This is a genomic window from Rossellomorea sp. GCM10028870, assembly GCF_042666755.1.
Taxonomy (GTDB): Bacteria; Bacillota; Bacilli; order Bacillales; family Bacillaceae_B; genus Rossellomorea.
The window spans coordinates 273,669-300,560 of the sequence record NZ_JBHTGN010000003.1; the positions used below are offsets into that span (position 1 = coordinate 273,669).

21 protein-coding genes and 1 tRNA gene are annotated in these 26,892 nt (G+C 43.5%); 1 reads left to right on the top strand and 21 read right to left on the bottom strand.

Features of this window, described 5'->3' with window-relative positions; translation table 11 throughout:
• Positions 1–290: 290 nt before the first annotated feature.
• From eno to ACFQWC_RS15235, 9 genes are all read right to left on the bottom strand, one after another.
• Complete coding sequence (eno, locus tag ACFQWC_RS15195) at positions 291–1,583, bottom strand: phosphopyruvate hydratase (protein ID WP_044338271.1); 1,293 nt, start codon at positions 1,581–1,583, stop codon at positions 291–293.
• A gap of 13 nt (positions 1,584–1,596) precedes the next feature.
• On the bottom strand, positions 1,597–3,132 hold the full coding sequence (gene gpmI, locus ACFQWC_RS15200) for a 2,3-bisphosphoglycerate-independent phosphoglycerate mutase (protein WP_299743328.1): 1,536 nt from the start codon (positions 3,130–3,132) through the stop codon (positions 1,597–1,599).
• Positions 3,125–3,889 (bottom strand): triose-phosphate isomerase, encoded by a 765-nt coding sequence (tpiA, locus tag ACFQWC_RS15205; RefSeq protein ID WP_299743325.1) that lies wholly within the window; start codon positions 3,887–3,889, stop codon positions 3,125–3,127. The genes gpmI and tpiA overlap by 8 nt, the downstream gene beginning before the upstream one ends.
• Before the next feature lie 59 nt (positions 3,890–3,948).
• Entirely contained in the window at positions 3,949–5,133 is a 1,185-nt protein-coding gene (locus ACFQWC_RS15210) for a phosphoglycerate kinase (RefSeq protein WP_299743322.1), read from the bottom strand.
• A 182-nt stretch (positions 5,134–5,315) separates the two neighbouring features.
• Positions 5,316–6,323, bottom strand: coding sequence for a type I glyceraldehyde-3-phosphate dehydrogenase (gene gap / locus ACFQWC_RS15215; RefSeq protein WP_044338275.1), 1,008 nt, complete (start codon positions 6,321–6,323; stop codon positions 5,316–5,318).
• 54 nt (positions 6,324–6,377) lie between these two features.
• Positions 6,378–7,397, bottom strand: a complete 1,020-nt coding sequence (locus tag ACFQWC_RS15220; RefSeq protein ID WP_341356952.1) for a sugar-binding transcriptional regulator — start codon at positions 7,395–7,397, stop codon at positions 6,378–6,380.
• A 149-nt stretch (positions 7,398–7,546) separates the two neighbouring features.
• Positions 7,547–7,792 carry a glutaredoxin family protein gene (locus ACFQWC_RS15225; protein WP_299743309.1) on the bottom strand — a complete coding sequence of 82 codons (246 nt, stop codon included), beginning with the start codon at positions 7,790–7,792 and terminating at the stop codon, positions 7,547–7,549.
• Between the two features lie 133 nt (positions 7,793–7,925).
• Positions 7,926–9,266: an RNA polymerase factor sigma-54 gene (rpoN, locus tag ACFQWC_RS15230; protein ID WP_299743306.1), complete on the bottom strand. Its 1,341-nt coding sequence runs from the start codon at positions 9,264–9,266 to the stop codon at positions 7,926–7,928.
• Between the two features lie 251 nt (positions 9,267–9,517).
• A tRNA-Arg gene (locus ACFQWC_RS15235) sits at positions 9,518–9,589 on the bottom strand.
• A 580-nt stretch (positions 9,590–10,169) separates the two neighbouring features.
• Between ACFQWC_RS15235 and clpP the strand changes: the two genes are divergently transcribed.
• Positions 10,170–10,766 carry an ATP-dependent Clp endopeptidase proteolytic subunit ClpP gene (gene clpP / locus ACFQWC_RS15240; protein ID WP_098352025.1) on the top strand — a complete coding sequence of 199 codons (597 nt, stop codon included), beginning with the start codon at positions 10,170–10,172 and terminating at the stop codon, positions 10,764–10,766.
• A gap of 47 nt (positions 10,767–10,813) precedes the next feature.
• Here the strand turns inward: clpP and ACFQWC_RS15245 are convergent, their stop codons facing one another.
• The 12 genes from ACFQWC_RS15245 to ACFQWC_RS15300 all read right to left on the bottom strand — a co-directional run bounded on the left by ACFQWC_RS15245 (position 10,814) and on the right by ACFQWC_RS15300 (position 26,541).
• Entirely contained in the window at positions 10,814–13,690 is a 2,877-nt protein-coding gene (locus ACFQWC_RS15245) for an ATP-binding protein (RefSeq protein WP_377108296.1), read from the bottom strand.
• Positions 13,677–14,048 (bottom strand): response regulator transcription factor, encoded by a 372-nt coding sequence (locus ACFQWC_RS15250; RefSeq protein WP_377108298.1) that lies wholly within the window; start codon positions 14,046–14,048, stop codon positions 13,677–13,679. The genes ACFQWC_RS15245 and ACFQWC_RS15250 overlap by 14 nt, the downstream gene beginning before the upstream one ends.
• Before the next feature lie 2 nt (positions 14,049–14,050).
• Positions 14,051–17,284 carry a hypothetical protein gene (locus ACFQWC_RS23210; RefSeq protein ID WP_483880589.1) on the bottom strand — a complete coding sequence of 1,078 codons (3,234 nt, stop codon included), beginning with the start codon at positions 17,282–17,284 and terminating at the stop codon, positions 14,051–14,053.
• Complete coding sequence (locus tag ACFQWC_RS15260) at positions 17,281–18,693, bottom strand: glycosyltransferase family 2 protein (RefSeq protein ID WP_299743286.1); 1,413 nt, start codon at positions 18,691–18,693, stop codon at positions 17,281–17,283. The genes ACFQWC_RS23210 and ACFQWC_RS15260 overlap by 4 nt, the downstream gene beginning before the upstream one ends.
• Positions 18,690–19,733 (bottom strand): HEAT repeat domain-containing protein, encoded by a 1,044-nt coding sequence (locus tag ACFQWC_RS15265; RefSeq protein WP_377108300.1) that lies wholly within the window; start codon positions 19,731–19,733, stop codon positions 18,690–18,692. Before ACFQWC_RS15265 ends, ACFQWC_RS15260 begins: the two co-directional genes overlap by 4 nt.
• Positions 19,734–19,737: 4 nt before the next feature.
• A complete protein-coding gene (locus ACFQWC_RS15270) occupies positions 19,738–21,339 on the bottom strand; it encodes a diguanylate cyclase (RefSeq protein ID WP_377108302.1) in 1,602 nt (533 codons plus the stop codon).
• A 403-nt stretch (positions 21,340–21,742) separates the two neighbouring features.
• On the bottom strand, positions 21,743–22,000 hold the full coding sequence (locus ACFQWC_RS15275) for an HPr family phosphocarrier protein (protein ID WP_044338500.1): 258 nt from the start codon (positions 21,998–22,000) through the stop codon (positions 21,743–21,745).
• Positions 22,001–22,027: 27 nt separating this feature from the next.
• Positions 22,028–22,972, bottom strand: coding sequence for a DNA-binding protein WhiA (gene whiA / locus ACFQWC_RS15280; RefSeq protein WP_299743267.1), 945 nt, complete (start codon positions 22,970–22,972; stop codon positions 22,028–22,030).
• A 57-nt stretch (positions 22,973–23,029) separates the two neighbouring features.
• On the bottom strand, positions 23,030–23,992 hold the full coding sequence (locus ACFQWC_RS15285) for a gluconeogenesis factor YvcK family protein (RefSeq protein WP_341356956.1): 963 nt from the start codon (positions 23,990–23,992) through the stop codon (positions 23,030–23,032).
• Positions 23,989–24,882 (bottom strand): RNase adapter RapZ, encoded by an 894-nt coding sequence (rapZ, locus tag ACFQWC_RS15290; RefSeq protein WP_044338286.1) that lies wholly within the window; start codon positions 24,880–24,882, stop codon positions 23,989–23,991. The genes ACFQWC_RS15285 and rapZ overlap by 4 nt, the downstream gene beginning before the upstream one ends.
• A gap of 48 nt (positions 24,883–24,930) precedes the next feature.
• Positions 24,931–25,389, bottom strand: a complete 459-nt coding sequence (locus ACFQWC_RS15295) for an 8-oxo-dGTP diphosphatase (RefSeq protein ID WP_113970858.1) — start codon at positions 25,387–25,389, stop codon at positions 24,931–24,933.
• A gap of 435 nt (positions 25,390–25,824) precedes the next feature.
• Complete coding sequence (locus ACFQWC_RS15300; RefSeq protein WP_299743256.1) at positions 25,825–26,541, bottom strand: GDSL-type esterase/lipase family protein; 717 nt, start codon at positions 26,539–26,541, stop codon at positions 25,825–25,827.
• Positions 26,542–26,892 lie beyond the last annotated feature (351 nt).

The window sequence follows — 26,892 nt, forward strand, 5'->3', positions numbered from 1 at the left end:
GCCGGATTTTTCTCAAAAACGGCTGGATTCCCACCCAAAACGGCCGGATTTCCATCCGAGTCCCCCTTAAAAGCCCCTTGGAACAGTCTTCTCCGCAAAGAATCGAATGAAATGGACTACATCACCATTGAAACGTTCTTCTTTAGCTTGTCAAACCCTTTTTTTAGCTGAAAAACGTTAATTGTAACGTGCCTTGGCAAACCAGGGTGGTGATATAGATAAAATAATGCCATCAAAAATCAAAAAAGCAGCCCCATCCAAAGACGGGACTGCTTTTCAAATTGCTTGTATTAGCGGTTAACGTTATAGAATGTTTTCGCTCCAAGATATTGAGCTGTGTGAGCTAATTGATCTTCGATGCGAAGAAGTTGGTTGTATTTCGCTACGCGGTCTGTACGTGATGGAGCACCCGTTTTGATTTGACCGGCGTTTGTTGCTACTGCAATGTCAGCGATTGTGCTGTCTTCTGTTTCACCAGAACGGTGAGAGATGACTGCTGTGTAACCAGCACGTTTCGCCATTTCGATTGCGTCGAATGTTTCAGTAAGTGTACCGATTTGGTTCACTTTGATCAGGATCGAGTTACCGATACCCTGCTCGATACCTTGAGAAAGCTTAGTTGTGTTTGTAACGAATAAGTCATCCCCAACTAGCTGAACTTTCTTACCGATACGCTCAGTTAGAAGTTTGAAACCATCCCAGTCGTTTTCGTCAAGACCGTCTTCGATTGAAACGATTGGATATTTGTTGCACATTTCTTCATACCAATCAACCATTTCTGCAGATGAACGAACAACACCTTCACCTGAAAGATGGTACTTACCGTCTTCTTTATTGTAGATTTCAGAAGCTGCAACGTCCATTGCAAGAAGAACTTCTTCTCCTGGCTTGTAACCAGCTTTTTCGATTGCTTCGATAATTGTAGAAAGTGCTTCTTCGTTAGACTTAAGGTTTGGAGCGAATCCGCCTTCGTCACCTACTGCAGTGTTGTAGCCTTTACCTTTAAGTACTGATTTCAGGCTGTGGAAGATTTCTGTACCCATGCGCAGACCTTCTTTAAATGTAGAAGCTCCTACAGGCATGATCATGAATTCCTGGATGTCTACGTTGTTGTCAGCGTGCTCTCCACCGTTAACGATGTTCATCATTGGTACTGGAAGCTGTTTCGCGTTGAATCCACCAAGGTATTGGTATAATTCCACTCCGAAGAAGTCAGCAGCTGCACGAGCTACAGCCATAGATACACCAAGGATTGCATTCGCTCCCAGTTTACCTTTGTTTTCTGTACCGTCAAGAGCGATCATCGCTTGGTCGATTGCTACTTGCTCAGTGATGTCATAACCGATCAGTTCTTCAGCGATTTCGTTGTTTACGTTATCGACTGCTTTTTGTACCCCTTTACCAAGGTAGCGGCCTTTTTCACCGTCACGAAGTTCAACTGCTTCGTATTCACCAGTTGAAGCTCCAGATGGAACTAGTGCGCGTCCGAAAGCACCTGATTGTGTATATACTTCTACTTCAATTGTTGGGTTACCGCGTGAATCCAATACTTCACGAGCGTATACGTCTGTAATAAATGGCATTTAGAATCTCTCCTTATTTTTTAATTAGTGATTTTCCAGTCATTTCGGCTGGTTGATTAACATTTAATAAATCAAGCATGGTTGGAGCTAGGTCTCCTAAAATTCCACCGTCACGAAGTTCGATTCCTTCTTTCGTTACGATGACAGGGACCGGGTTCGTTGTGTGAGCCGTCATAGGCTTGCCTTCTTCGGTCAGAACTTCATCTGCATTCCCGTGGTCCGCAGTGATGATGGCTGTTCCACCTTTTTCAGTGATAAGGTCTATGATTTTCCCAAGACACTCATCCACTGTTTCAACCGCTTTGATCGTCGGCTCAAGCATCCCTGAGTGTCCGACCATATCCGGGTTTGCAAAGTTCAGGATAATCGCATCCTGACGGTCTTCACGGATCTCTTCAAGTAAAGCATCCGTTACTTCATACGCACTCATTTCAGGCTTTAAGTCATACGTTGCCACCTTAGGAGAATCGATGAGAATTCGTTTTTCTCCCGGGAATTCATCTTCACGTCCGCCACTCATAAAGAAGGTGACATGAGGGTATTTCTCCGTCTCGGCGATACGTAATTGTTTCAGTCCGTTTTGGGAAAGGACTTCACCAAGTGTATTATCAAGATTTGTCGGTTTGAATGCCACAAATCCATTTACCGTTTCACTGAATCGTGTTAAGCAGACAAAGTGAAGGTTCTTCGGATGCTTCTCTCCACGTTCAAATGAACGGAAATCTGCATTCGCAAATGTATTTGAGATTTGGATCGCACGGTCAGGACGGAAGTTGTAAAAGATTACAGCGTCATCGTCTTTAATTGTTGCAACCGGCTCTCCGTTTTCCTTCGTCATCACGGATGGAATGACGAATTCATCGTAGATTCCATTTTCATATGAATCGTTCACAAGTTCCATCGGATCGTGATAGCTTGGACCTTCACCGTAAACCATGGCACGGTAGGATTTCTCCACACGTTCCCACCGCTTGTCACGGTCCATGGAATAGTAACGACCAGAAATCGTCGCAAATTGACCCACGCCGATTTCTTTCATTTTCGCTTCAGCGTCTTCAATATACTTCTTCGCCGTTTGAGGGCCGACGTCTCGACCGTCAAGGAAGGCATGGACATAAACATCTTTCATTCCTTCTTTGGCCGCTAAACCCAGAAGGGCATAAAGATGCTCGATATGGCTGTGCACTCCGCCATCCGAAAGTAGTCCGAAGATATGAAGATTTGTGCCTTTTTCCTTTGCATGATTGATGGCGTCAAGGAAAGTGGCATTCGTTTCGAATTCACCTTCACGAATCGCTAAATTCACACGTGTTAAGCTTTGGTACACGATACGTCCTGCACCAATATTCAAGTGACCCACTTCGGAGTTCCCCATTTGTCCTTCAGGAAGTCCTACTGCTTCACCACTTGCAGTTAATTGATTATGAGGGTACTGATTCCACAAGCGATCAAAGTTCGGCTTGTTCGCTTGGGCTACAGCATTTCCTTCTTTTGTGTTACGGCAAGCAAAACCATCTAAGATGATTAACGCTACTGGTGACTTACTCATGTGTGCTTGCCCCTTCTAAAAGCTGCAAGAAGCTTTGTGGTTCAAGGCTTGCTCCACCTACAAGGGCTCCATCGATATCTGATTGGGCCATGTATTCTTTAATGTTCCCAGGTTTTACACTACCACCATATTGAATTCTCACTGCGTCTGCTGCTTCTTGAGAAAATTCTCCTGCAACCACTTGACGGATATGAGCACATACTTCGTTCGCATCTTCAGCTGTAGATGACTTACCTGTTCCGATTGCCCAGATTGGTTCGTAAGCAATGACGGTATGTTTCACTTGATCTGCTGATAGGCCGGCAAGTGCTTTTTTCACTTGGTTACCAACAAGTTCTTTTGTTTCATTATTTTCACGTTGCTCGAGCGTCTCCCCTACACAAACGATTGGAGTTAACCCGTGTTTGAAAGCAGCAAGAGTCTTTTTGTTCACTGACTCGTCTGTTTCATTGAACATTTCACGACGCTCTGAATGCCCAAGGATGACATACTTTACGCCTAAATCAGAAAGCGCTACAGGACTGACTTCCCCTGTAAATGCTCCGTTTTCTTCGAAGTGCATATTTTGAGCACCAATTTCTACCTTGTATTCTTTTGAAATGTTCACTAAGCTTTCTAAAAATAGGGCTGGAGAACAGATGACAGAATCGACAACCTCTTGATCAGGAACTAATCCTTGTACTTCTTCAGTAAAAGATTTTGCTTCCGATAAAGTCTTATTCATCTTCCAGTTACCCGCAATAATCGGTTTACGCATTGTACTCATCCTTTCTGTTATATAATCGGTTCCAAAAATTGTTGGTCTTTGAAAAGCGATTATTTATCGTTAAGAGCCACTACTCCAGGAAGTTCTTTTCCTTCCATGAACTCCAGGGATGCTCCACCACCTGTAGAAATATGACTCATCTTATCAGCATAGCCAAACTTTTCAACGGCTGCTGCAGAGTCACCGCCACCGATAACAGAATATGTATCTGTTGCATCGGCTAACGCCTCCGCTACGGCTTTCGTTCCATTTGCAAATGTTTCTAATTCGAATACACCCATCGGTCCGTTCCAGATCACAAGCTTAGAGCTTTTGATCGTATCCTGGAATAACGCTCTAGTCTTAGGCCCGATATCAAGTGCTTCCCAATCAGAAGGAATCGAATCAATATCCACTTCCTTCGTATTTGCATCATTTGAGAAGTCATCAGCAACGACTACATCAACAGGCATAAGGAATTTAACGCCTTTATCTTCTGCTTTTTTCATGAATTGCTTGGCTAAATCAATTTTGTCTTCTTCAAGAAGGGATTTTCCTACCTCATGGCCTTGGGCTTTCACAAATGTGTAAGCAAGTCCTCCACCGATGATCAGGTTGTCCACTTTATCTAATAGGTTGTCGATGACACCGATTTTGTCTTTTACTTTTGCTCCGCCAACGATTGCTGTAAATGGGCGTTCAGGGTTAGATAGAGCTTTTCCTAATACGTCCAGTTCTTTCTCCATCAGAAGGCCAGCTACAGCTGGAAGATGCTTGGCAATTCCTTCAGTAGAAGCATGTGCACGGTGAGCCGCACCGAATGCATCGTTCACATAAAGATCGGCAAGCGCTGCAAATTCTTTTGCGAGTTCAGGATCATTCTTTGTTTCTCCCGGGTAGAAGCGGACGTTTTCCAGTACAAGAACGTCGCCTTCAGCCATGTCGCTGATCTTGGTTTGAACAGCTTCACCATAAGCTTCATCGGCTTTTGCTACATCTTTCCCAAGAAGTTCGGAAAGTCTTTCGGCTACCGGGGTCAAGCGCAGTTCTTCCACCACTTCACCTTTAGGACGCCCTAAGTGACTAGCCAGAATGACTTTAGCTCCGCCATCCACTAAGTACTTAATAGTAGGAAGAGCAGCTTGAATACGAGTTTCATCTGTAATCTTGCCTTCAGACATCGGTACGTTGAAGTCTACTCGGCAAAATACGCGTTTCCCTCTTACATCGACATCTTTAATCGACTTTTTGTTCATCGTAAAAGGCCTCCTTTAGTTTTCAATTTCTACATCTTTTTCAAAAAAATAGAAATGGCAATAAGAAAAGGGAGAGGGGAATCTTCCCCGCTCCCCTTCATCACATCTTCATTATAGATGGTGGGACAAAATTTATCCATCAATCACCATGCTAATGATGTCAATTTACAAAACTTTATCGATTAAAGTCCTTTAGAAGCGATATAACCAGCCAGGTCTACAACACGGTTAGAGTATCCGCTCTCGTTGTCATACCAAGAGATTACTTTTACCATGTTATCTTCTAGAACCATTGTAGATAATGCATCAATTGTAGAAGAAGCCGGGCTACCGTTGTAATCAGTTGATACTAAAGGCTCTTCGCTGTACGCAAGGATTCCTTTAAGATCGCCTTCAGCCGCTTCTTTAAGCGCAGCATTCACATCTTCAGCTGTTACGTTTTTATCCAGTTCAGCAACTAAGTCTACTAGAGAAACGTTTGGAGTTGGAACACGAACCGCTCCACCGTTCAGTTTCCCTTTAAGCTCAGGAAGTACTAGAGATACAGCTTTCGCAGCACCTGTAGTTGTTGGAATCATGTTCTCAGCAGCTGCACGAGCACGACGGTAATCTTTATGTGGTAAGTCTAAGATTTGTTGGTCGTTTGTGTAAGAGTGGATGGTCGTCATCATTCCACGCTTGATTCCGAATTTATCGTTAAGAACTTTAGCGAATGGCGCTAAGCAGTTTGTTGTACAAGATGCGTTAGAGATAACATCGTGGCTAGCCGCGTCATACTTGTCTTCGTTAACACCCATAACCACTGTGATATCTTCATCAGATGCAGGAGCAGAAATGATGACTTTCTTCGCACCAGCTTCGATATGTTTCGCAGCGTCAGCACGCTTTGTGAAACGTCCAGTAGATTCAACAACGATATCTACACCAAGATCTCCCCAACCAAGTTGAGCAGGATCGCGCTCAGCTAATACTTTTACTTTTTTACCGCCGACTACAAGGTAGTCACCATCAACAGTTACTTTCTCTTGAAGAGTTCCGTGAACTGTATCATATTGTAAAAGGTGAGCAAGCATGTTTGCATCAGTTAAGTCATTAACCGCTACTACCTCTACGTCATTATTTTTAAGTGCTGCACGGAATACATTACGTCCAATACGTCCAAATCCGTTAATACCAATTTTTGTTGCCATGAATAATTTCCTCCTTTAGATAGTTAAGGATGATTTTTTATATTTCAAAAGGGCTTACCCTTTTAAAAGCTCTCTTGCGGCTCCCTCATCCGTGATAAGCACGGTTTTATACGGAGCACTCTTCATATACGCCCGAATCGCTTTCGCCTTCGAGCTTCCGCCGGCGACGGCGATGACGTTTTCGATGTGACTTAAATCTTCTAATTGCAGGCCGATCGTTGGCACCTTATGTACCACTTCACCCGATTCGTTAAAATAATAACCAAATGCCTCCCCGACAGCATGACCATCTGTGATTTTCTCAAAATCCTCTTCAGTGGTCTTCCGTCTTTCAGCCATTGTGATAGCATCTCCAATCCCATGGAGAACCATGTTAGCCGATTTGATCAAATTCAAAACCTCTTTGATCATCGGTTCTTTCAAGAAGGATTTGTATACTTCTTTACTAACCTGATCCGGCACATATAAAACACGATGTCGCGTTCCTGTGTGCTCAGCCATCTTGGCACATATGGTGTTAGCCTGGTTTTTAACGTCTTCTCCGATTCCACCCCGAGCAGGAACAAACAAGGTATCGTCAGAGAAATCAGGTGTCAGCCTTTCTGCTACGGCTGCCATCGTCGAACCTCCAGTCACAGCGATGATAGTATTTCCTTTCAGGCGACGTTTCATACTAGAAGCTGATGCACGCCCTAATTCTTCTTTTACCCAAGGAGACTCATCACTATTCCCAGGAACGATTACAATTTCATGAAGATTTAGTAAAGATTTTAATTCCTGTTCCATAACGTTGATTCCTGAAATCTCTCTCATCATGCTTTCAAGGTTCTCTAAAAGCTGGATACCTTCCTCCGTCATGATCATGCCAGAGGTTTTGATATCAATGAGATCTTGGTTGTTCAGGAACTCCACTTCGCTTCTTAGAACGCGTTCTGTCAGCCCCATATTCTGGGCAAGACTTCTGCGTCCGACAGGCTGCATGAAACGGATGGACCGTAGAATTTGATGCCTTTTTTGCATAACTTCAAGCAGGTCAGGTAATAATCGCTTTTGTATGTCAATTAAAGATTCCATAGATAAAAGCTCCTTCAAATGAAGTGCGTGGTTGCGTTGGACTTTAAAGGTCCCACATAGACATATTATGTCCCACTACCTCTAAAAAAAATTCATCCCTGCTTTCAAATTTTATTTTATCAGGGTATGAACCGTAATTCAACTAGAAACTATCGGGTTTTCTCATGTAAACGCTTGCTGAGCGTAAAATAATCAATTTGCCCATACTGAAGGATTTCCCCGTCCAGTTCCACGACCGGGATCATCAGTCCGAAACGTTCTGTGAGGACATCGCTTTTATCGATGTCCTTTTCTTCAATGGAAAAGCCCATCTCATCCTGAAGGAGTTTCAGGGTGATTTTTGCGTCTTCGCAAAGTCCGCATTGTGTGCGTGTGTAAAAAATGACTTGTTTCATGTTGTTGCCTCGCTTTGTTTAATTGTAGGAAACGTCGTTTCGTTTGTTGGCCTTGTACCTGGTACAAAATGGCTTCGGTGTACCAGGTACAAATTAACCATTGAGTACCTGGTACACTCACTAGTCCAAGATTCTATTCGTACCTCTTCCTCATCGTCGAAGAAGTGATCCCTAATTGATCACGGTATTTGGCAATCGTCCTTCTTGAAACATCATAGCCTTTATCCAATAGTAGATTGACAATTTTCTGGTCTGATAGAGGCTTTTTCTTATCTTCTTCATCAATCAGCCTTTGCAGCTCATTTTTCACCGCCCTGGCAGAAGCTACTTCTGAATCCTCGAGCTTGACCGATTTGATCGCCGAGGTAAAGAAGTACTTCAACTCGAAGATCCCATAAGGTGTTTGCATATACTTTCCTTTTACAGCCCGGCTAATGGTGGATTCATGAACATCGATTTCATTGGCCACTTGCTTTAACGTCAGAGGATGGATCGCGGATGGACCTTTTAAGAAGAAGGCTTTTTGCTTTTCAGCCAGCATCTTCCCTACTTTCAGGATCGTTTGCTTTCGCTGTCTTAAACTTTGCAATAGCCACTCGAAGTCTTGCTCCTTTTCCTGAAGATAGGACTGGACTTCCTTATCCGGGTGATGCTTTAGGAAATCTGTATATTCTTCATTATATGTGACGTTTACGGTTGTACCATCATATAACGATACAGCCACTGTATGACCATCGATCACTTTTACGACCAGCTCAGGAATAATGTATTCAGCGATATGCTGGGAATATTTCGAGCCGGGTCTCGGATTGCAGTGCTGGATATAATCAGCCGCCTGCTGGATGTCTTTTAGCTCAACGGCAAGATCATTGGCGATTGCCTTCCACTTCTTTTCTGCAAAAGCTTGAAAATGGTTATCGACAATCATCGTAACCAGAGGGGGAACATTGGATTTCCGTTGCAGCTGAAGGGATATGCACTCCTTCAGGGATCTCGCTCCTATCCCGGCCGGTTCTAATTCCTGAAGCTTATTAATATAGTCTTCTAGTCGAGCCATTTCCAAACCATGTTTTTGAATGAAGGATTCTTCGTCTACTCTCAAATACCCATTGTCATCCAAGCTGTATATTAATTCTTCCATTACCTTTCTATCCAAAGAAGTAAGCGATTTCAAATTTAATTGAACAGATAGCGCATCCGCAAGAGTCCTCTTTGGCACGGATACATATTCATACCAATCCACCGTATTTTCGTGATTGCCGGCATTTCGTTTATAAGTATAAGGTTCTCGTTGATGGAGGGGGTCTAGTTTAGGCGGTTCTAATTGTATAAGGGGATTCTCTAATTGCTTAGCTTCTAAATAAGCATTCAGTTCCATCGTAGAATATTGGAGGATGGTGATGGCTTGAGAAAGCTGCTGCGTCATTTGAAGTTTTAATTGTTGATTTTGAAAAAGTCCTGCTTTCAAATTCATGATTACTAACCTCCCATTTGTCTATTCTACAATAAAATTGGCGGTTCGTTAATGGGAATTCGTTGGTAGTTGGTGGGTTTGTACTATAAATATGAAGGAACGAGTGGGAAAATGTGAGGAGAACCGAGGCTACTATTAAACTTTATATAAAGGTCCCTGTCCAATTAGCTCTATTAATTAGCTACAACGCAAAAGAGTTCCTGTGCTTGTAATGTCTCTCTACAAACACAGGAACTCTCTGGATTAAAGTACGCCCTCGGAGGGAATCGAACCCCCATTTTAAGAACCGGAATCTTACGTGCTATCCGTTGCACCACGAGGGCATGAAATGAATGACCGTCACGAATACATATTATAAGCCAGAAAATGCTTGTTTGCAATAGATATTCTCGTTTATGTCTTTTTTAGATTATCTATTAATATCCTTTAAGAATTGCAGTGGGAAGTTCTTTGTAATTAGTTAACTCTTCAAGATCTCCTGTACTCTTTATCTATCTTATTAAAGAACCACAGAGTGTATTGAAGCGGAAGGCACTTGACTCCTGCGGGAATAGCGGGAAAGTTGAGACCCCACAGGGCAAAGCCCGAGGAGGCTCAACTCACGCCCCGCGGAAAGCAAGTGCCTGTAGCGGAAAGGAACGGTCTATGATTCACTCTATACTGTTTTAGAAGGTAGATACATAATTCACTGAAATTGACCTTCTACTAACTTAAATAACAACAAACTTACCACATCACCCCCGTTTAAAAAAGGAATGAGTGGGTATGATGTAGAAAGGATTTACATACAGGGGAATAAAGGAAGCGTTTAGTTTGACCTTTATTGACCATGGGTGTATGATTACAGTACAAAGTGAATAAGTAATTCAGAAAAATAAAAAGGATTTCTAAGGAGGAACGAGGATGAATTTAATTCCTACAGTAATTGAACAAACAAACCGCGGTGAACGTGCGTATGACATTTATTCACGTTTATTGAAAGACCGTGTAATCATGCTTGGAAGCGGCATTGATGACAATGTGGCAAACTCCATTGTAGCACAACTTCTTTTCCTTGAATCTGAAAACCCGGAGAAGGATATCTCAATCTACATAAATTCTCCTGGTGGAAGCATTACGGCAGGTATGGCAATTTACGATACGATCCAGTACATTAAGCCTGATGTACAAACGATCTGTATAGGTATGGCCGCTTCAATGGGTGCGTTCCTTCTTGCAGCTGGTGCTAAAGGTAAGCGCTTAGCCCTTCCAAACGCTGAAGTAATGATTCACCAACCACTTGGTGGAGCACAAGGTCAAGCAACGGAAATTGAAATTGCAGCGAAGCGTATTCTATTCCTTCGTGAAAAACTGAATCAAATCCTGGCTGATCGCACTGGTCAACCATTGGAAGTGATTTCAAAAGATACTGATCGCGATAACTTCATGACAGCGGAAAGAGCGCTTGAATATGGATTGATCGATCGCATCATCACTCGTAACGATATGAATAATAAGTAAGAGAATGAAACCCCCTCACGGAATTGAGCCGTGAGGGGGTTTTTATTTTACTCTATTTCAAACGTTTTCTCCTTAATCGGTACTAAAACCTCACCATTCATCCCTTTTTTCAAGAGGAGATGTAAGATCGTTTTGGATAGCTTACTAGGGTGATATGGTTTGACTAAATAATCATTGGCTCCGAGCGTGAGTCCTTTTTCTTTTTCATCTAATGCGGAAGATATAATAATCGGTACTTGTGCAAAATTTTGGTCCGATTTGATTTTTTCAAGTACATCCCATCCCGACATGCTGCCTTCGAGCATAATATCGAGGACAACGGCATCAGGCTTCGATTCCTGCATTTCTTTCAAGGCATCATTTCCTGACGGAGTGTGCTGCACCTTGAAACCACTGTCGGATAGCTCCGCTTTCAGTAAGGAAGCAAGATTGATATCGTCTTCAATGACGATAATTTTCATCCCATCCCCGCTGTGTTCATCCTCTTTGAAGGTTTCGATGGTCACGAGAGGTAAGCGGATGGTAAACACGCTTCCTTTCCCCTCCTCTGATGACACAGTGATTTCCCCGTCATGGATCTCGATGATTTCTTTTACGATCGTAAGTCCTAATCCCGTGCCACCGATTCTTCTGCGGTCAGAATTGTCGACACGATAAAATTTGGTGAATAAGTTTGGAATCGAGTCACTTGGTATGCCGAGACCTTCATCCCTGATATCTATGAGAATACTATCCTCTTCTTCCCGTAAATAGATCGTTATGGTACCCCCATCAGGTGAATACTTGATGGCATTGCTGACCAGATTGGTGAATGCCTGGGACAACTTATCCCGATCTCCCAGGACGATCGTACAATCCGTCTCCCTTGCGATATTAAAGAAGTGATGGGGGGCATTGACCTTTTGGGTATCGATCACATGCTGAATGATCGGGACAACATCCTCAAATCGCCTCTCGAAGGTTTGGCGTCCCGACTCCATGCGCTGGACGTCAAGGAAATCGTTGATGAGGGACGTCAGCCGCTTTGCTTCTTGATAAATCGTCGTTAAGTATTTCTTTGTTCTTTCCGGTTTTAACTCCTTCGTCAGCATAAGTTCCGTAAAGCCAAGCACGCTCGACAGCGGGGTGCGAAGCTCATGACTGACCGTACTGACGAATTCTGATTTCATTTGATCGACTTCGAATTCTTTCGTGATATTCCGATGGACGAATATGGTGCCGACCTGCTCCTGCCCTCGATAAAGAGATTCGGAGTATACCTGGAAGACTTCTTTACTGTCCACCAGATGATAGGTAAGAAGATGTTTACCTGTCTTCCCTTCCTTCACGATGGTCTCATAATATTCATCCAGTTTTTCTTTGTTTTCGACCCGATCGATCAGTGCCTGCTTCCATGTTTGATAGCATGCCTGTTGAAGTTCATCGATCTCCCCCTCGATCAAGGTCGTTAATTTCGTATTCATTAATAAGTTGTTGCCGTCTTTATCGATGAGCTGTATTCCTTCTTGAATATTATTCAGGATATCCTGCGTTAATTGACGGTTTGCCTCGGTTTCTTCAAACAGTCTGATCTTTTGCAGAGAAATGGAGATTTGCTTTGCCAGACTCGTGTACTCAGCCAACTCCTGCTTATCGAAATCATTTCCGAAACGGCTAAATACCATGATGGCTTCCACTTGTTGATCGGCGGAAAGGACAGGTAAAAATAAGTCATACGAGTAGAGGGTTTCTTCATGATACCCCTTCTCAAGAGGCAGCATTTCCCGCTTGAGGGAGAAAGGTTCCCTCGAATCGAATAATCGTTGATGGATCCCGTTATAAATGTACGTCAAGAACTGTGCAACACCATTTTGAGAGATCCCAAATGATGCATTTGACTTTTGCTCATCCATGAGAACAATCATGCCCCGTGAAGCTCCCATCACCTGACTCATACTCTTCACAATGCTTTCCAGTACCTCTTGTTTGTTCAGGGAGCCCGAAATCCCATGAATGAATTCGTTCCGGCGTTCGAGCTGTGACTCCCTGTTCATCGTCATATTCAGCAGATGCTCAAGTTCAGACTGCTGGGATTCCAGCTCATCCTGCTGGGCCTGCAGTTCTTCATTTTGGGCCAGGAGATGCTCTTCCTTCTCCTGGATTTTATAAATCATCTTTTCGAATGCCCTGGACATCTTACCGATTTCATCTTTCCGTTTATTCTCAAACGTCCACTGTTGGTATGAATCGTTTTCTGCAATTTGTTCAGCGGCAGAGGCCACCTGGTTGAGAGGATGACCGATTTGTTTTGCAATCATTCTCATCAATCTCATCAGAACCAGCAGCATAAGAAAAATGAAGATCACAAAAGCCGTTTGACTTATTGACTCTTTCCGTTTCAACTCATCATACGCACTTCGCTTGCTTTGTTCAATGGAGTCCGTATACCCGTTGAGTTGGGTTTGGAACGTTTCGATTGTAGCAGTGGCCCCGGCTGCCGAAGCCTCTTTCACAGCCTCTATATCCCCCTTTTCATAATCGCTTATGATCCGCGGCGCCATATCCTTGAAATAAAGATTGGAAAATTCCTCTACATCTTTAAAAAAGAGCTGATCTTCCGGTTCTGTTTTTAACCCTTTTAATTTCTTTAACGTGTCATCCACTTTTTTCTCTTGATTAAAGATACTTTTTTTGAACTCCTGCCTTCCAAATGCAAGGTATCCTCTCGCATCAAAGAAGGCCTTTTGAAAATCTCTGTCCAATTGCTCAGCCAGGTCTTCTTTTTGATTCAACTGATTCCTCTGAACCTGGTACTCATTCGTAATGGATTGATCATACAAAGACAAAAAGGCTGCCACGATGAAGAAAATGACGATGAAGCCGCTCATCAATCCGATGAATTGATTGCGTAGGCTTGTTTGGAATAATTCTTTAATTTTCTTCATTCAATATGTCCTCGATCCGCTGAACGAGTTCTGCCGGACTGTACGGCTTGGCGATGAAATAATCGGCTCCGGATTTCAACACGAGGTCCTTATCCGATTGTTGGCTCTTGGCAGAAACCATCATGATTTTCACCTTATTTTTTTCAGGTGAATTCCTCACCCTTTCAATCACTTCCAGACCACTCAAAAGAGGCATCATATAATCGAGAAGAATGAGATCATAGTCATTTTCCATGATCTGATCGACCGCTTCCCGGCCATCGGCTGCTTCATCGAGCTCATGTCCCTCGTCTTCGAGTGTATCCACCATCAACATCCGGAGGACTTCTTCATCTTCCGCAATGAGAATTCTCGCCATTCTTATTCCCCTTCTTTCTCAAATGCTTTTTTCATTTCATAGTAGGATTGCTTCAATCTCTCATGGGAGGTCGGCTGGTCCCATGTTTCCCAGGAGTACGGATGAAATTTTGCGGGGTTGATGAATCCGTCCCCGGTACTGGCAGGGTATGAGAAGACCTTGCCTCCATCTCTTTCGTATAAACCGATCTTGATGGACTCCAGGGTCGTTGAGCTTTGCAATCCATTACCTGACCAAATATCCCCCATCGCTTCTTTAAGGCTTGGGTCCTTCACATTCAGCAACTGCCAAGGAATACGGACTTCATATCGACCTTGAGAAGAGTCAACACCGATATCCGTCAAAGAATCATACGCTTTATCCTGAAGATTCGATGTCCCGAACTGGAGGACGCCTGTTTCATAGGACTGAAACGGGATATTCTTCCCTCCTACATCCAATGATTTGTTCAACGTCAATCGGATCGGATGATACTCCCCGTTGTTTTTCACTTTCGCATATTTCTCTTCTTCAATCATATGAAGCACATGCCCATACTGATAGTGATGGGTGTCATAATAGCTGTCGATCCACAAACGTGCTTCCTTCTCTCCCTTTATGTGAAGGGCAAAGTCCACCCCTTTTGTGGACACATCCTTCACATTCGGAATCGTGGATTGCCCCTGGTCTTGAATCGTGTCAAAGAGTAGATAGGTGTCTTTCCCTTCAGAAATTCGTTCTGAATCAACCCGTATATAGACAAAGCGTTCATCACTCGTCACATAGAGGCTGTGTCCATCCTTGTCAAAAGCAGGTTTGATCCCATTAAAAGTCCAATCCCCGGTCCTTCCGTCCACGTGGATCATGCTGGATTTACTCAGCCCCGGGTCAAAGCTCAACATTCCGAACTGCTGCTCATTGGTTTGGGCATTTTGCCAGAACGGGCGCCTGTCGGGGTTGTCATAGTCCATCGTATTCCACGTCCGTTTGAACCACTCATCCTGCCAGGCGAACACCATTCCACCGGCCATTTTTTCTTCCACGATATCTTCGAATAATCGCCGGTCGATTTCACCTTGCTCTTTTTCCGAATGATGACCCTGATCCATGCCGTAGACGTTTTCATGTGTCAGTCCCCGTGATCCCGGGACACCGAACTCCGCTACGACTAACGGCATGGAGTGTGCTTTCTTCATATCATTCAAATAGCCGGCATAGTTGTTCTTTTCTCCCCGTTGATCGATATAATCCACATACTCCGGCTCGAAATTTAGAAAATCGGGATAATACGGATAAATATGATAGGAAGCAAATAAACCCGTTTTCAATTTGTCGGTACCCTTCATGACGTTCGGATTCACAGACACCATGTCTTCTTTCTCCAGGGGTTCACTTGGGTGATCCAACAAATCGGTCGTGACCCAGTTCGTGAAACTCACGGGCCTTTGCCATTGATACGTAGCGGTTTCATATGCGATCCCTTCATTCATTCTTTCAGTGAGCCAGATTTCAAAAGGTTGTGCCTTTTCCGTCTCAATGTACTCTCCCTTGAAGTCCTGAAGTCCTCTATGCTTCTCATTTGTGGAAAGGACCACTTCGGGATCCCACTCCACCCCGAAAATCCAGCCAAGGACGTAAGGGGATATGTCATAGGTGTAAGATCCGGACGCATGACCTTTCCGTTCCGGTATTTCAGCATTCCCATGAACGAGATCGATGGTCTTCTTGATTTCTGCCGAAAATTCGTCGGTGTTTTCCTTTGCAAAGGCATCCTCGGACCTTAAGAAGATCTCTTCATTGACCCACACGCCGTGGAATAAATACAGCGGTTTTTCTGCCATTTGATTGTACTCATAAAAAGCTTCATAAAATTCGGGAGGATGGATGGTGTAAATCCGGAGGGAGTTCGCATTCATCGCTCCGATCTGCTTGAACCACCTCAGATATTCCTCTTTGGAAATCGCGGTTTCACCTGGGAAAGAACCCGGCCTTGCAATTCCCATATTCACCCCTTTTATGAGGAGGTCTTCCCACTTTCCATCCTTCTTCACCTGAATGTAGTCTGTGCCGGTCTTCCCAGCGAGCTTCACATCATTTTCTTTGGTAATTTCAACGATTTGGGTCTCCTTACGGTCACCATCCTTTTGGATATCCTTAAGGATCGCCGTCATCAGGGGAGTATACGCCTTCCAGTAAAATTGAGACATGTCATCCGGACTGGTGGACCCCGTCCATTTTCTCCAGGTAGAAAACCCGACGGTCTGGTACAGGTCAGGCACATCCGCCTGATCCGCATAATCACCGCTGAAATAATACGTGTCAAATTGACGGTTCTGGCCGTGAACCACAGCCGGGAATGTAACAGGAAGATTCAGTGCTTTCATGGTGTCCTTTCCACTCTCTGACAGTGACAGCGTATAGTTGGCCATGACCTCATCAGGATTGATCGCTTCCACGATATCAAACCAATATGAATAAGCTGTGCTGATTTCTTCGCCGATGAACTCTTCACCCTGAGGCGTGGTGGAAAAAACGACACCTTTCTTCCCGATGTCATCCTTATCCAACACCACCAACTGGTCCTTTTCGTCCACAAGCACATAACCCGGTCCCGTGAACTGATACGATTCACCATACTGTTTCTCGTAGTTATCCCTCACCCATTCAGGCACTTCGCTATTCGTCAGTTCAGGGAAATACCTTCCGATCCAGCCCGACCACTCCAGATTGAACAGGGAATAGAATTTCTTCCTTGTTGCTTCTTCCGTAGGCTGTGCCATGGAATTGAACTCGGCGATCAATGTTTTTCCATCGTTCATTGCCATGTCTCTCAATACTTCCATATCCTGGTCCGTCAAGCCTCCGTAAAGCTTGGAGGAACGCTTGCCAGAGACATTTTCATTATGGAACTCCTCTTCATACACACCATACGTATCGGCTATGTAGACTGCATCATACCGGTCGGTGGATGGAGGGATATTTTTAATATCAAAGGTTTGATTTTTGTTGGGAACAAATCCAACATAGTCTTTCTTTAAATCGTAACGATCCCCATTCGTTTGTACATATTTTTGCTGATTCAGAAGCCACATCAGCCCTTTATGTTCACGGTACGTCGTATCAGGGACCGTTTTATCAATGACCAGTAGGTCCAGGTCCTTCTCTTTCTTAACCTGCCAGAGCCAAAAAGGGGCAGACACCAGCAGGACGATGCCTGCGATGAACAAGACAAATGAATAGGATTTCAGCTTCGTCATTTTGACACCCCTTTTCTCGCCATTTCTCCCCAGCCCCTTTTCTTGCGGATCACGTCGAGTATTCCTTCACAGCGCCATAAAACGGTTAATGGACGATACCATAATGTCTCGGTTAATGAATAGGCGAAAAGCCTCCCGATGTCGGATGCTTTCGGATACTTTCTGACGGACCATTCTTCCAGAAGAACGGCTGCCATGGACAGAATCGAGCCATAAAGGATCGAGAGTAAAAATAATAAAATCGCAAATTCAAGATAAACCCCGCCGAGAAAGAGCGATAGAATCATAATGATATAACCCATCAATTCAACGACAGGACCAAAGAATTCAATGATAAGAAAATAAGGCATGGACACCATTCCAATAGAGCCATATTTGGGGTTAAACAGAAGGCGGCGGTGAATCCAAAGGCTTTCAAATAAACCCCGATGCCATCTGCTCCTCTGGCGCCTCAAGTACTTCAATGATTCCGGTGCCTCCGTCCAGCTGACTGGATCCGGAACATAAACAATCTTTTTGTCCGCTCTTTGCTCCTTTACATACCGATGGAGCCTGACAACAAGTTCCATATCCTCTCCTACCGTGTGGGAATATCCTCCTGCGTCCACGACCCAGCGCTTCGAGAACACACCAAACGCTCCCGATACGATCAGCAGCAGATTGTGCCTGCTTAAGCCGATGCGCCCCATAAGGAACGCCCGTAAATATTCAATGACCTGCATGACAACGATTGGAGAACGTGACAACCCTACTTTCACAATTTCTCCACTTTCGATTTCACATCCGTTGGCGATGCGAATACTTCCACCGGATGCAATCACGTCGCCATCTGATTCAATGATCGGTTTCATCACCTTTAAGAAGGCGGTCCGTTCAAGAACCGAGTCTCCATCAATGGAACAGAAGTATGGATAATTGGACACGTTAATCCCGGCATTCAATGCATCGGCTTTCCCGCCATTTTCTTTATCGATAACGAGCAAATTTTTGTACAGCTTTGATTGGTAAACTCCCTTTACTGACTTTGTTTGAAGCTGTTGACGGATCACCCATTTAATCTTCACCAATTGGAATGCCTCAACGAGCTTTTCCATGGTATCATCGGTTGAGCCATCGTTTATGATAATGATTTCATATTCAGGGTATTCAATACTCAGTAAGGACCTCACCGTCGCCATGATACCGACAGATTCATTGTAAGCAGGGACCAGTATGGAAACCGGCTTCGTCTGATGGAGGTGTAAGAGCTCTTCGTACGGCTGCCAATCATCCAGCCCGTAGGTTTTCCTTAATTGAAAAAGGGAGATCACGAGGAGAATCGTATAAAAAGAGATAACAAGAATCATATAAATGAGAACAAACCATCCGATGAACATCATGATGTTTCCCCATTCTGCTGTTATATTCATGTAACCGCCCCCCTTTCCAGCCATTGCCCAGCCATATCCCTTGCATATTCGTCTTCGGCATGGGCAGCGATTTCTCCTAACAAAGCTTTCCCGTTTTCAAGGCGCAAGAGGGATTGCGCCGCCTGGGACCGGACATAAAAAGTTGGATCACTCATAAGCTCTTGTAAGTATGGAGTGAGCTCCCGGGAACGGATATACTCACATGCTTTGATGGCCATCAGCCGTTCCTGCCAGGATTCAGCGCGTAGGTGAACGGAAAGTTTAGGTATGGAAAGATAAAACTCCATACCCACCACCGCTTTCAATGCACGGACCCTTAGTTCAGTGGAGTCCACCTCCAACAGGTCCTCTAGGAAAGCAACATGTTCCATCCTATTTTTTACCCCGATCGAATCGATGAGGGCATATTTCATCACATCAGGGAGTTCATCAAAAGCCAGGACCAATGGTTGAAACTGATCTTCCCTGAATGAATGAAACAGTATACTGTACTCAAATTCCGTCAAATCATGCTTCGTCCCAGTCAAACTAGCAAGCAGGTCTTCCTCATCGAACAGAACAGCGATTTTCAGCAATTGAATTTCTTCCGATCTGCTCATCGATTTGGAGTCTTGGAGCTCCCTTAATGCTCCAGTCATACTTTCCATCTTGAAATCCTGTATCCAGTAAAGGGCATTCATCCTAAGGCTCCACCTTCTGTGCCTCAGCTGTGACAGAATGAACGTTTGAAAATGGTCTTCTGCAAACCCTTGCAATCGTTCCTGAATGTCGAGAGATGCAAACATCTTTGAAAAGCCGGCCAACAACTCAATGAGCGCCCTGGTCTGTAAAGGCGAGCCTTGCATTAACTTCTCATCCTTCACGCCCTCATGTAAAAACTGAAAAAGGGCTAATTGATACTCCTCTTTAAACCTCTCGATCTTACCCCGATTTTTATTGTCGATCATCTTTTTTATCATTAAATACAGGCAAAGGCCCGTTAACACAACAAGCAAACCAACCAGCACAATAGAAAAATAAAAAAGTTCCTCAGAGAACAATGTTCTATCTCATCCTTTTTAGCATTTGACCCAAACGGGCCTCAAGCTCTAATAGTTTAAACGGCTTCGTCATATAATCGTCCGCTCCAAGCTGAAGGGATCTTGAAATGTCCTTTTCGCTCCTCCGGGATGTCAGCATGAGCACCTTGTAGCGATCGGAATCACTCCTTGAACGGAGGCGCTCCAATACTTCAAGCCCATCCATCTTCGGCATCACCCCGTCTAATATCACCAGACAAGGGTTTGTCATATGCCACTCTGACTCTATAAAAGCGGCCCCATCTTTGAATGTCTGGATGTCATACTGAATATGCTGCTCACCCGGCAGCTTCGACACGATGTCCATCATCACCGTCCGGATGATTGGATCATCATCGACAATGGCAATTTTCATCGTTTTATGAGGAGTATGCTCACTTGCTTTCCCATCCATCTTCACAATATTCCTGCCGCTGCTTTTCGCCTCATAAAGGGCCTGATCGGCAAGCTTAAGCCATGTATCGAAAGGCTTCGTCGGATCAGCAATTTCTGTGACCCCTGCTGAGAAGGTACAGAAAAAGTCAGACTCTGCCTGAAACTTCAATTGACTGAACCTCTTACGTATATCATCGACAAGAGTACACGCTTCTTTTATAGACGTATTAGGGAACAATACGACAAATTCTTCCCCCCCAAAGCGAAAGACAGTGTCCTGAACTCTTGTTTCGGACTTTAGCTGTGAGGCAAATTTCTTTAAGACTTGATCCCCAACAAGATGGCCGTACCGGTCGTTCACTCCTTTGAAATAGTCTAAATCAAGGACGGCCAAACAATACGAGTCCCCGGTCCTCGCCCAATTACTTTGCACTTGAGCATAAGCCTGACTCAGGTATTTACGATTATAAACCAGGGTCAATTCATCGATCAGTACAAGCTCTTCCATCTGTTTCTTCCGTTCCATCTGCCTCTCTACACGGACAATAAACTCATCAAGCTCAAATGGTTTTGCAATAAAATCATCGGCTCCCATCTGATAGCTTTTCATACGGACTTCCTTACTGTTCTCCCCACTCACCATGACAGTAGGAATGAATTGCTGCTTCAACTTCTTCTTGAAAAAATCCAGGACTTCGAATCCGTTCGTACCGTCCATATAAATATCGATGATGGCACAATCCGGCCTCACATCATAGTAGGATATGATCGCCTTATCAGGGTTGGCGATAGGGACGACATACCACCCGATTTTCTCCAGCTCTTCCTTCATGTACATAAGGAAGGACGTATCATCATCAATGAGTAATATAACAGGTTCTTCCCCAGACCTGCTTTGTTTACCTGGTAATACTCCGATTGATTCCTCCTCATATTGATAACAGTACTGGATGATATCGAACAGTTCTTCCTTCACTTCCGAAATCGTCCACGTCCGGCCTTCTTTTTCCTCATACCGGTCCATCAATTCGCGGGACCTATCCCCGATTTTATGTAAGCCAAGGACCGAAGCTGATCCAGCCAACGAGTGGATGAACCTGTACACCTCTTCATCGGGGATGGCGACGGCTGTTTCCCACTCTTGCAATTTTTTTCGAATATTTTTAAAGAAATGCTTTGTGTATTTTTCCATTCCGGCATCGTCTTCCTTTATCGTCAGCGTTTTTTACATTCATACTGCCTTCATTTTCTTTTTATTCTTTTCTTCCAAACTCATTATATTATACTCTCGTGTTTTCTAGTTTAATAGGTGGAGACTGGAAATAATATGTGTCTTTTTATCCATTTCACCTTAAAAGTACAATGTAACAAAAAAGCAAATATTCTTCCATCTTAAAGTTGAACATTTATGGAAAAAGGTTTAATTTTTCACCTGATGTTTGCCTCGGGTGAAATCATCTTGTGCGGGTATTACTCACAGAGAAAGCGGAGTCCATGGTAAGCAGAACGGCCACGTACGTAATCGCGCCACATCAGAAATCCAATAAAAAAAGCCGATGACCACTCCCCGGTCATCGGCTTTTTATCAAGTAGATCTATGCTTCTTTTTGTACAAATCTCTCCAGTGCAACCAATGCTTCTTCTTCGTCACTTCCGTCCGCTACTAACGTAATGGCAGAACCTGTAGAAATGGCTAAACTCATTAAGCCCATGATGCTTTTTGCATTTACCTTCTTCCCATCCTTTTCTAAGAAGATTTCAGATGAGAAGCGGTTCGCCTCCTGAACGAATAATGCCGCCGGACGTGCCTGAAGACCTGTTTTCAATTTCACTTCCACTTGTTTTTCCACCATAATCATTTCTCTCCCCTTTGCCCTTAATTATTGCATCTTCTCTCCCGCTCTGAGTTTCTCAGCAAGCTGGTCAATTTTCCTTAAGCGGTGATTAATCCCTGATTTACTGATGGTGCCGCCTGACACCATTTCCCCTAGTTCTTTCAATGTAACGTCTTGATAATTCACTCGTAATTCTGCGATTTCTCTTAGTTTATCGGGTAATACCTGTAATCCTACATGCTTTTCAATAAACTTAATGTTTTCGACCTGTCTTAAAGCAGCACCGATGGTTTTATTTAAATTAGCCGTCTCACAATTTACAAGACGATTAACGGAATTTCTCATATCCCTGACAATCCGTACATCCTCAAATCGGAGCAAGGCATTGTGGGCCCCGATGATATTCAAAAACTCCGTGATTTTCTCTGCTTCCTTCAAATACGTAATGAAGCCTTTTTTTCGTTCAAGGGTTTTACTATTCAACCCGAAGGAATTCATCAGCTCGGACAACGCATCGTTGTGTTCAGAATAAAGAGAAAAAATTTCTAAGTGATAGGATGAGGTTTCCGGATTGTTAACAGAGCCTCCTGCAAGGAACGCTCCCCTTAAATATGAACGTCTGCAGCATTTCTTCTTGATTAAGTCTTCCGATATATTATGAATAAAGGTGAAACCCTCACCTAGAATTTTCAAATCCTCGAGAATCATCTTTGAATCTTCTTTGATTCGTACAATGTAGACATTGTTTTTCTTTAGCCGCATCTTCTTCCGCACTAATAGCTCTACCGGGGTGTCGTATCCCTTTTTGATCAATGTATAGATTCTCCTGGCAATGGCGGCGTTTTCGGTTTGAATATTGACGACGAGCTTTTGATTCGAGAATGACAATGAACCATTCATACGAATCAACGCGGATAATTCTGCATTCGCGCAACAATCTTTTACTTCAATGTTGGTTAATTCTTTTTTCGTTTCGGACGCAAACGACATCCCCATCACCTCCTAGCAAACGCTTGCACAACCTTATACAAAAGAAATTTTCGTAGTTTATCTGGTTGATTTTTCAAGATAAGAATAAATGATATCAGCGACCTTCTCCGTGTTATGACGAACAAGATGGTTGTCATAGGAGAGAATCTCTTCTGCAATCACTTCTAAGCCCATGGACCTTAATTTTTCCATATCAAAGTGAACGGGACTCGCTTGTTCTTCATTATATCGGGCCTGCACCTCTTTCGGTACCTGCTTTTTGTTGACTAAGATATAATCAATGCTTGGCGTTTCCAGGTGATCGTATAAAGCCTTCACATGGTCACTTGCTGAATAGTCCAGTGTTTCTCCCGCCTGGGTCATGATGTTGCAGATATACATCTTCTTCGCTTTCGCCCGGCATACCGCTTCGCCAATCCCTGGAACAAGGAGATTCGGTAAAATACTAGTATATAGACTTCCCGGTCCCATCACAATTAAATCGGCTTCCTTAATGGCCCTTAAGGTTTCTCCCAATGGCTTGATGCTATCCGGCTTTAAGAAGACCCGTTTGATCTTCTTCCCGGCTTTCGGAATGGCCGATTCTCCAGTGACAATCGTTCCATCCTCCATCTCCGCCTTTAAGATGACACTTTGATTCGCCGAAGGCAAAACCTTCCCCTTCACATTCAATACTCTGCTCATTTCCTGAATCGCATGAACAAAATCACCTGTAATGGAAGCAAGGGCAGCGATAATCAGGTTTCCTAAAGCATGACCGGAAAGTTCATTCGTTGTTTCAAAACGATGCTGAAACATTTGTTCCACCAGTGGCTCCACTTCTGAAAGAGCAGCCAGGACATTCCGTATATCTCCCGGAGGAGGAATATCCAAGCTGTCACGCAAACGACCTGAGCTGCCACCGTCATCAGCGACAGTGACAATGGCCGATATATCGATAGGGTGTCGTTTTAATCCACGAAGAAGGACTGGCAGGCCCGTTCCTCCTCCGATCACGACGACCTTGGGAGTATGTGTCATGTTGTTAGACCCTTTCTCTTCTGAATATCTCGATGAGAAATTTTCGTTTGATAGTCCTTTTCAAAATGATGGCCAAGATACTCTGCCAACGCAACCGATCGATGCTGCCCGCCTGTACATCCAATCGCGACCACAAGCTGACTCTTTCCTTCACGCTTGTATTGTGGAAGCATGAACGACAGTAAATCGGTCACTTTCTCGATGAATTTATTCGTTTCATTCCATTTCAGCACATAGGTGGACACTTCTTCATCCAACCCCGTTTTCGGCCGCATATGATCAATATAATGCGGATTTGGCAGGAAGCGTACATCAAACACCAAATCGGCATCTATCGGGATACCGTGCTTGAAACCGAAAGACACGACATTCACCGTGAAAATCGTCTTTTTATTCACCGAGAATTCCGTTAGAATCTTTTCCCGAAGCTCTCTGGGCTTCATGGTTGAAGTTGTATAAATTAACTGCGCACGACCTTTTAACTCTTCAAGGAGCTCTCTCTCCTGACGAATTCCTTCAAGAGGCAAACCTGAAGGAGCCAGCGGATGAGAACGTCGTGTTTCCTTGTATCGTCTGACAAGAGAGGAATCATCTGCATCAAGATATAAAACCTGCGGTGTCACCCAGGAGGTTTCCGCCAATTCGTCCAATGCTTTAAAAAGATGGTCAAAAAATTCTCTTCCCCTTAGGTCCATAACGAGCGCGACCTTATTCATTTTATTACCGGACTCTTTCATCAGTTCCAAAAACTTTGGCAGGAGAGTTGGCGGCAGATTGTCCACACAGAAAAATCCTAAATCCTCGAAGCTCTGAATGGCAACGGTTTTACCAGCTCCGGACATCCCTGTTATGATTACTAATTGAACATCGTTTGTAGAACCTGTACTCATACTCTTCCCCCGCTTTTATCGTAATGTTGTATTTGAAAAGTTTGTTGATCAACTTGGATCTAATCGATAAGACAATAACTTGAAATCAGGAGTATAGGTAAACGTTCCATAAATCGTATTCTTTCCGTGTAAGAGGTAGTCCAGAATATGATAATCTCCTTCAGCCATCGGAAGGTCCTTAATATCCTCGATCGGATGCCATTTAATCTTACCTTCTTCCGATTCCTGAAGGTTGACCCCATCCGCTTCGGTTGCAAAGAAAGAAAACATCATCCACTCCGATTTAATCTGATCGCCTTCTTTAATAATGAACGTAAAGACACCTTTCAAATCAGGATTCTTTAAATAGATGCCCGTTTCCTCACGATACTCACGAATGACAGCATCCCTGATCGATTCGCCGGACTCCATTTTCCCACCTGGAGCGACCCACCAATTCCTTCTTGGCTTTTGGAGAAGGAGCACCTTGTCTCCATCCAGATATAAACAATTTGTGACACGTTGCACTACCTTCACCTCAATCTTGATGATTAGGGAGCCAATGAATACATTAGTCCCACTTTCAGTCATTCTCATTCCTTATATTATACTATGATTGAAGACAAGCTACAATGTCTTGGCTTGCTGTTTGAAGGTTGTCGATTGAAATCGAAAGATATTGGGACATGTTTTGACATCATGGGGAATTGTAAATAATAGGTACAGGCACATCGGAGGCACTATAACAGGGGAAAAAAAGCAAAAAAAAATAGACACAGGCGAGTCCTGTGTCGTCAACGGGATTTATTACTTAAAAGGGGGTCAATTTCTTATTTTCTATATTACCCGAAAATTGTTTCACTAGTGTTACAACAGATTTAAAACGGTATTACGGAATTGTTAATGTATAACAACAGGATTTACGAAACTTCATAGATTCTGTTGAATATTGTCATTTCAGGGTTAGAATTCATAGTTTTTCATGATTTGATCTGCAAGTAGTTCGTATCCTTTACCATTTGGATGAAGAGAATCATGGAAATAGTTTTCCTTGGACTTCCCTTTAAATAAGGGATTGGTGGAGACGTATTTCACGTTCTCATGTTTCTCCGCTTCTTTCATCATGGATTCATTCCAATCATCCACGTATGCCTCGATTTTATCACTATCTTTATCTGGATATGGATTGTATAAACCTAACACGATGATGTCGGCTTCTTTATTGGCTGTTCCAACGATATTTAAGATTTTATCCAAATGGTCGAGATAATCCTTCTTCGCCTCAACAATCTTATCATGATGAAGAGGAAATAAGTCTCCACCATTGTTTTTAATCAAATCATTGGTCCCGATGTTTATAATAAAGACATCTGCTTCACTTAAATCCTCTGCTACCTCTGGTTTCACAATCTGTCCCAAGAGCTGATCCGATTGCTGCCCCGGTACTCCGAGGTTTTGAAAGCTATAAGATATCTTTGTATGCTCTTTATTTACTTTCTCTTCCAACCGTCCAATATAACCCGCTTCTTGTTTATCACCATATCCATATGTCAGGGAATCTCCCAATGCGATTACCCGCTTCTTGGATGATGATTGGGTCTCATCGGCATAAAAACTAAAATACACGATGGGAATAAGGGCAAACAACGCTACTAAAGAAACGATTTTCCATATTTTCATTCATGATCCGACCTTCCGAAAAAACCAGGATGACTTTCATAATGTTGGTTATTCCCTTTTTAGAGGGTTGTAATCCTGTTTATTTTTGGAAGTTTCCTGACGATCGAATCGTTTTTCATTTCTTTTCTTATTCGTGTCGAGGGGCGTTTTTTGGATGTAGAAATTGTCTTGTAGATGGCTATTGCATGAGTCTAAGTTCACTTTACACGGCATGAGTCTATTATTGGCTTGGTCCTCACGGATTTTCCCTTTATGAGCGGTAGTACCCTATGCAGTATAGGGTATTCATTGAGGTTTAGTTGAAAAAATCCGGCCGCTTTTGTTAATAATAGAGCCGAAATCGATAAAAAT

Coding starts and splice junctions, on each gene's coding strand:
- ACFQWC_RS15220 (WP_341356952.1), bottom strand. CDS start 7,397: ATGGAATCTTTAATTGACATACAAAAGCGATTATTACCTGACCTGCTT.
- ACFQWC_RS15225 (WP_299743309.1), bottom strand. CDS start 7,792: ATGAAACAAGTCATTTTTTACACACGCACACAATGCGGACTTTGCGAA.
- ACFQWC_RS15245 (WP_377108296.1), bottom strand. CDS start 13,690: ATGAAGAAAATTAAAGAATTATTCCAAACAAGCCTACGCAATCAATTC.
- clpP (WP_098352025.1), top strand. CDS start 10,170: ATGAATTTAATTCCTACAGTAATTGAACAAACAAACCGCGGTGAACGT.
- ACFQWC_RS15275 (WP_044338500.1), bottom strand. CDS start 22,000: ATGGTGGAAAAACAAGTGGAAGTGAAATTGAAAACAGGTCTTCAGGCA.
- ACFQWC_RS15300 (WP_299743256.1), bottom strand. CDS start 26,541: ATGAAAATATGGAAAATCGTTTCTTTAGTAGCGTTGTTTGCCCTTATT.
- ACFQWC_RS15285 (WP_341356956.1), bottom strand. CDS start 23,992: ATGACACATACTCCCAAGGTCGTCGTGATCGGAGGAGGAACGGGCCTG.
- ACFQWC_RS15260 (WP_299743286.1), bottom strand. CDS start 18,693: ATGAATATAACAGCAGAATGGGGAAACATCATGATGTTCATCGGATGG.
- rapZ (WP_044338286.1), bottom strand. CDS start 24,882: ATGAGTACAGGTTCTACAAACGATGTTCAATTAGTAATCATAACAGGG.
- ACFQWC_RS15270 (WP_377108302.1), bottom strand. CDS start 21,339: ATGGAAAAATACACAAAGCATTTCTTTAAAAATATTCGAAAAAAATTG.
- whiA (WP_299743267.1), bottom strand. CDS start 22,972: ATGTCGTTTGCGTCCGAAACGAAAAAAGAATTAACCAACATTGAAGTA.
- eno (WP_044338271.1), bottom strand. CDS start 1,583: ATGCCATTTATTACAGACGTATACGCTCGTGAAGTATTGGATTCACGC.
- tpiA (WP_299743325.1), bottom strand. CDS start 3,889: ATGCGTAAACCGATTATTGCGGGTAACTGGAAGATGAATAAGACTTTA.
- gap (WP_044338275.1), bottom strand. CDS start 6,323: ATGGCAACAAAAATTGGTATTAACGGATTTGGACGTATTGGACGTAAT.
- gpmI (WP_299743328.1), bottom strand. CDS start 3,132: ATGAGTAAGTCACCAGTAGCGTTAATCATCTTAGATGGTTTTGCTTGC.
- rpoN (WP_299743306.1), bottom strand. CDS start 9,266: ATGAATTTGAAAGCAGGACTTTTTCAAAATCAACAATTAAAACTTCAA.
- ACFQWC_RS15210 (WP_299743322.1), bottom strand. CDS start 5,133: ATGAACAAAAAGTCGATTAAAGATGTCGATGTAAGAGGGAAACGCGTA.
- ACFQWC_RS15250 (WP_377108298.1), bottom strand. CDS start 14,048: ATGGCGAGAATTCTCATTGCGGAAGATGAAGAAGTCCTCCGGATGTTG.
- ACFQWC_RS23210 (WP_483880589.1), bottom strand. CDS start 17,284: ATGACGAAGCTGAAATCCTATTCATTTGTCTTGTTCATCGCAGGCATC.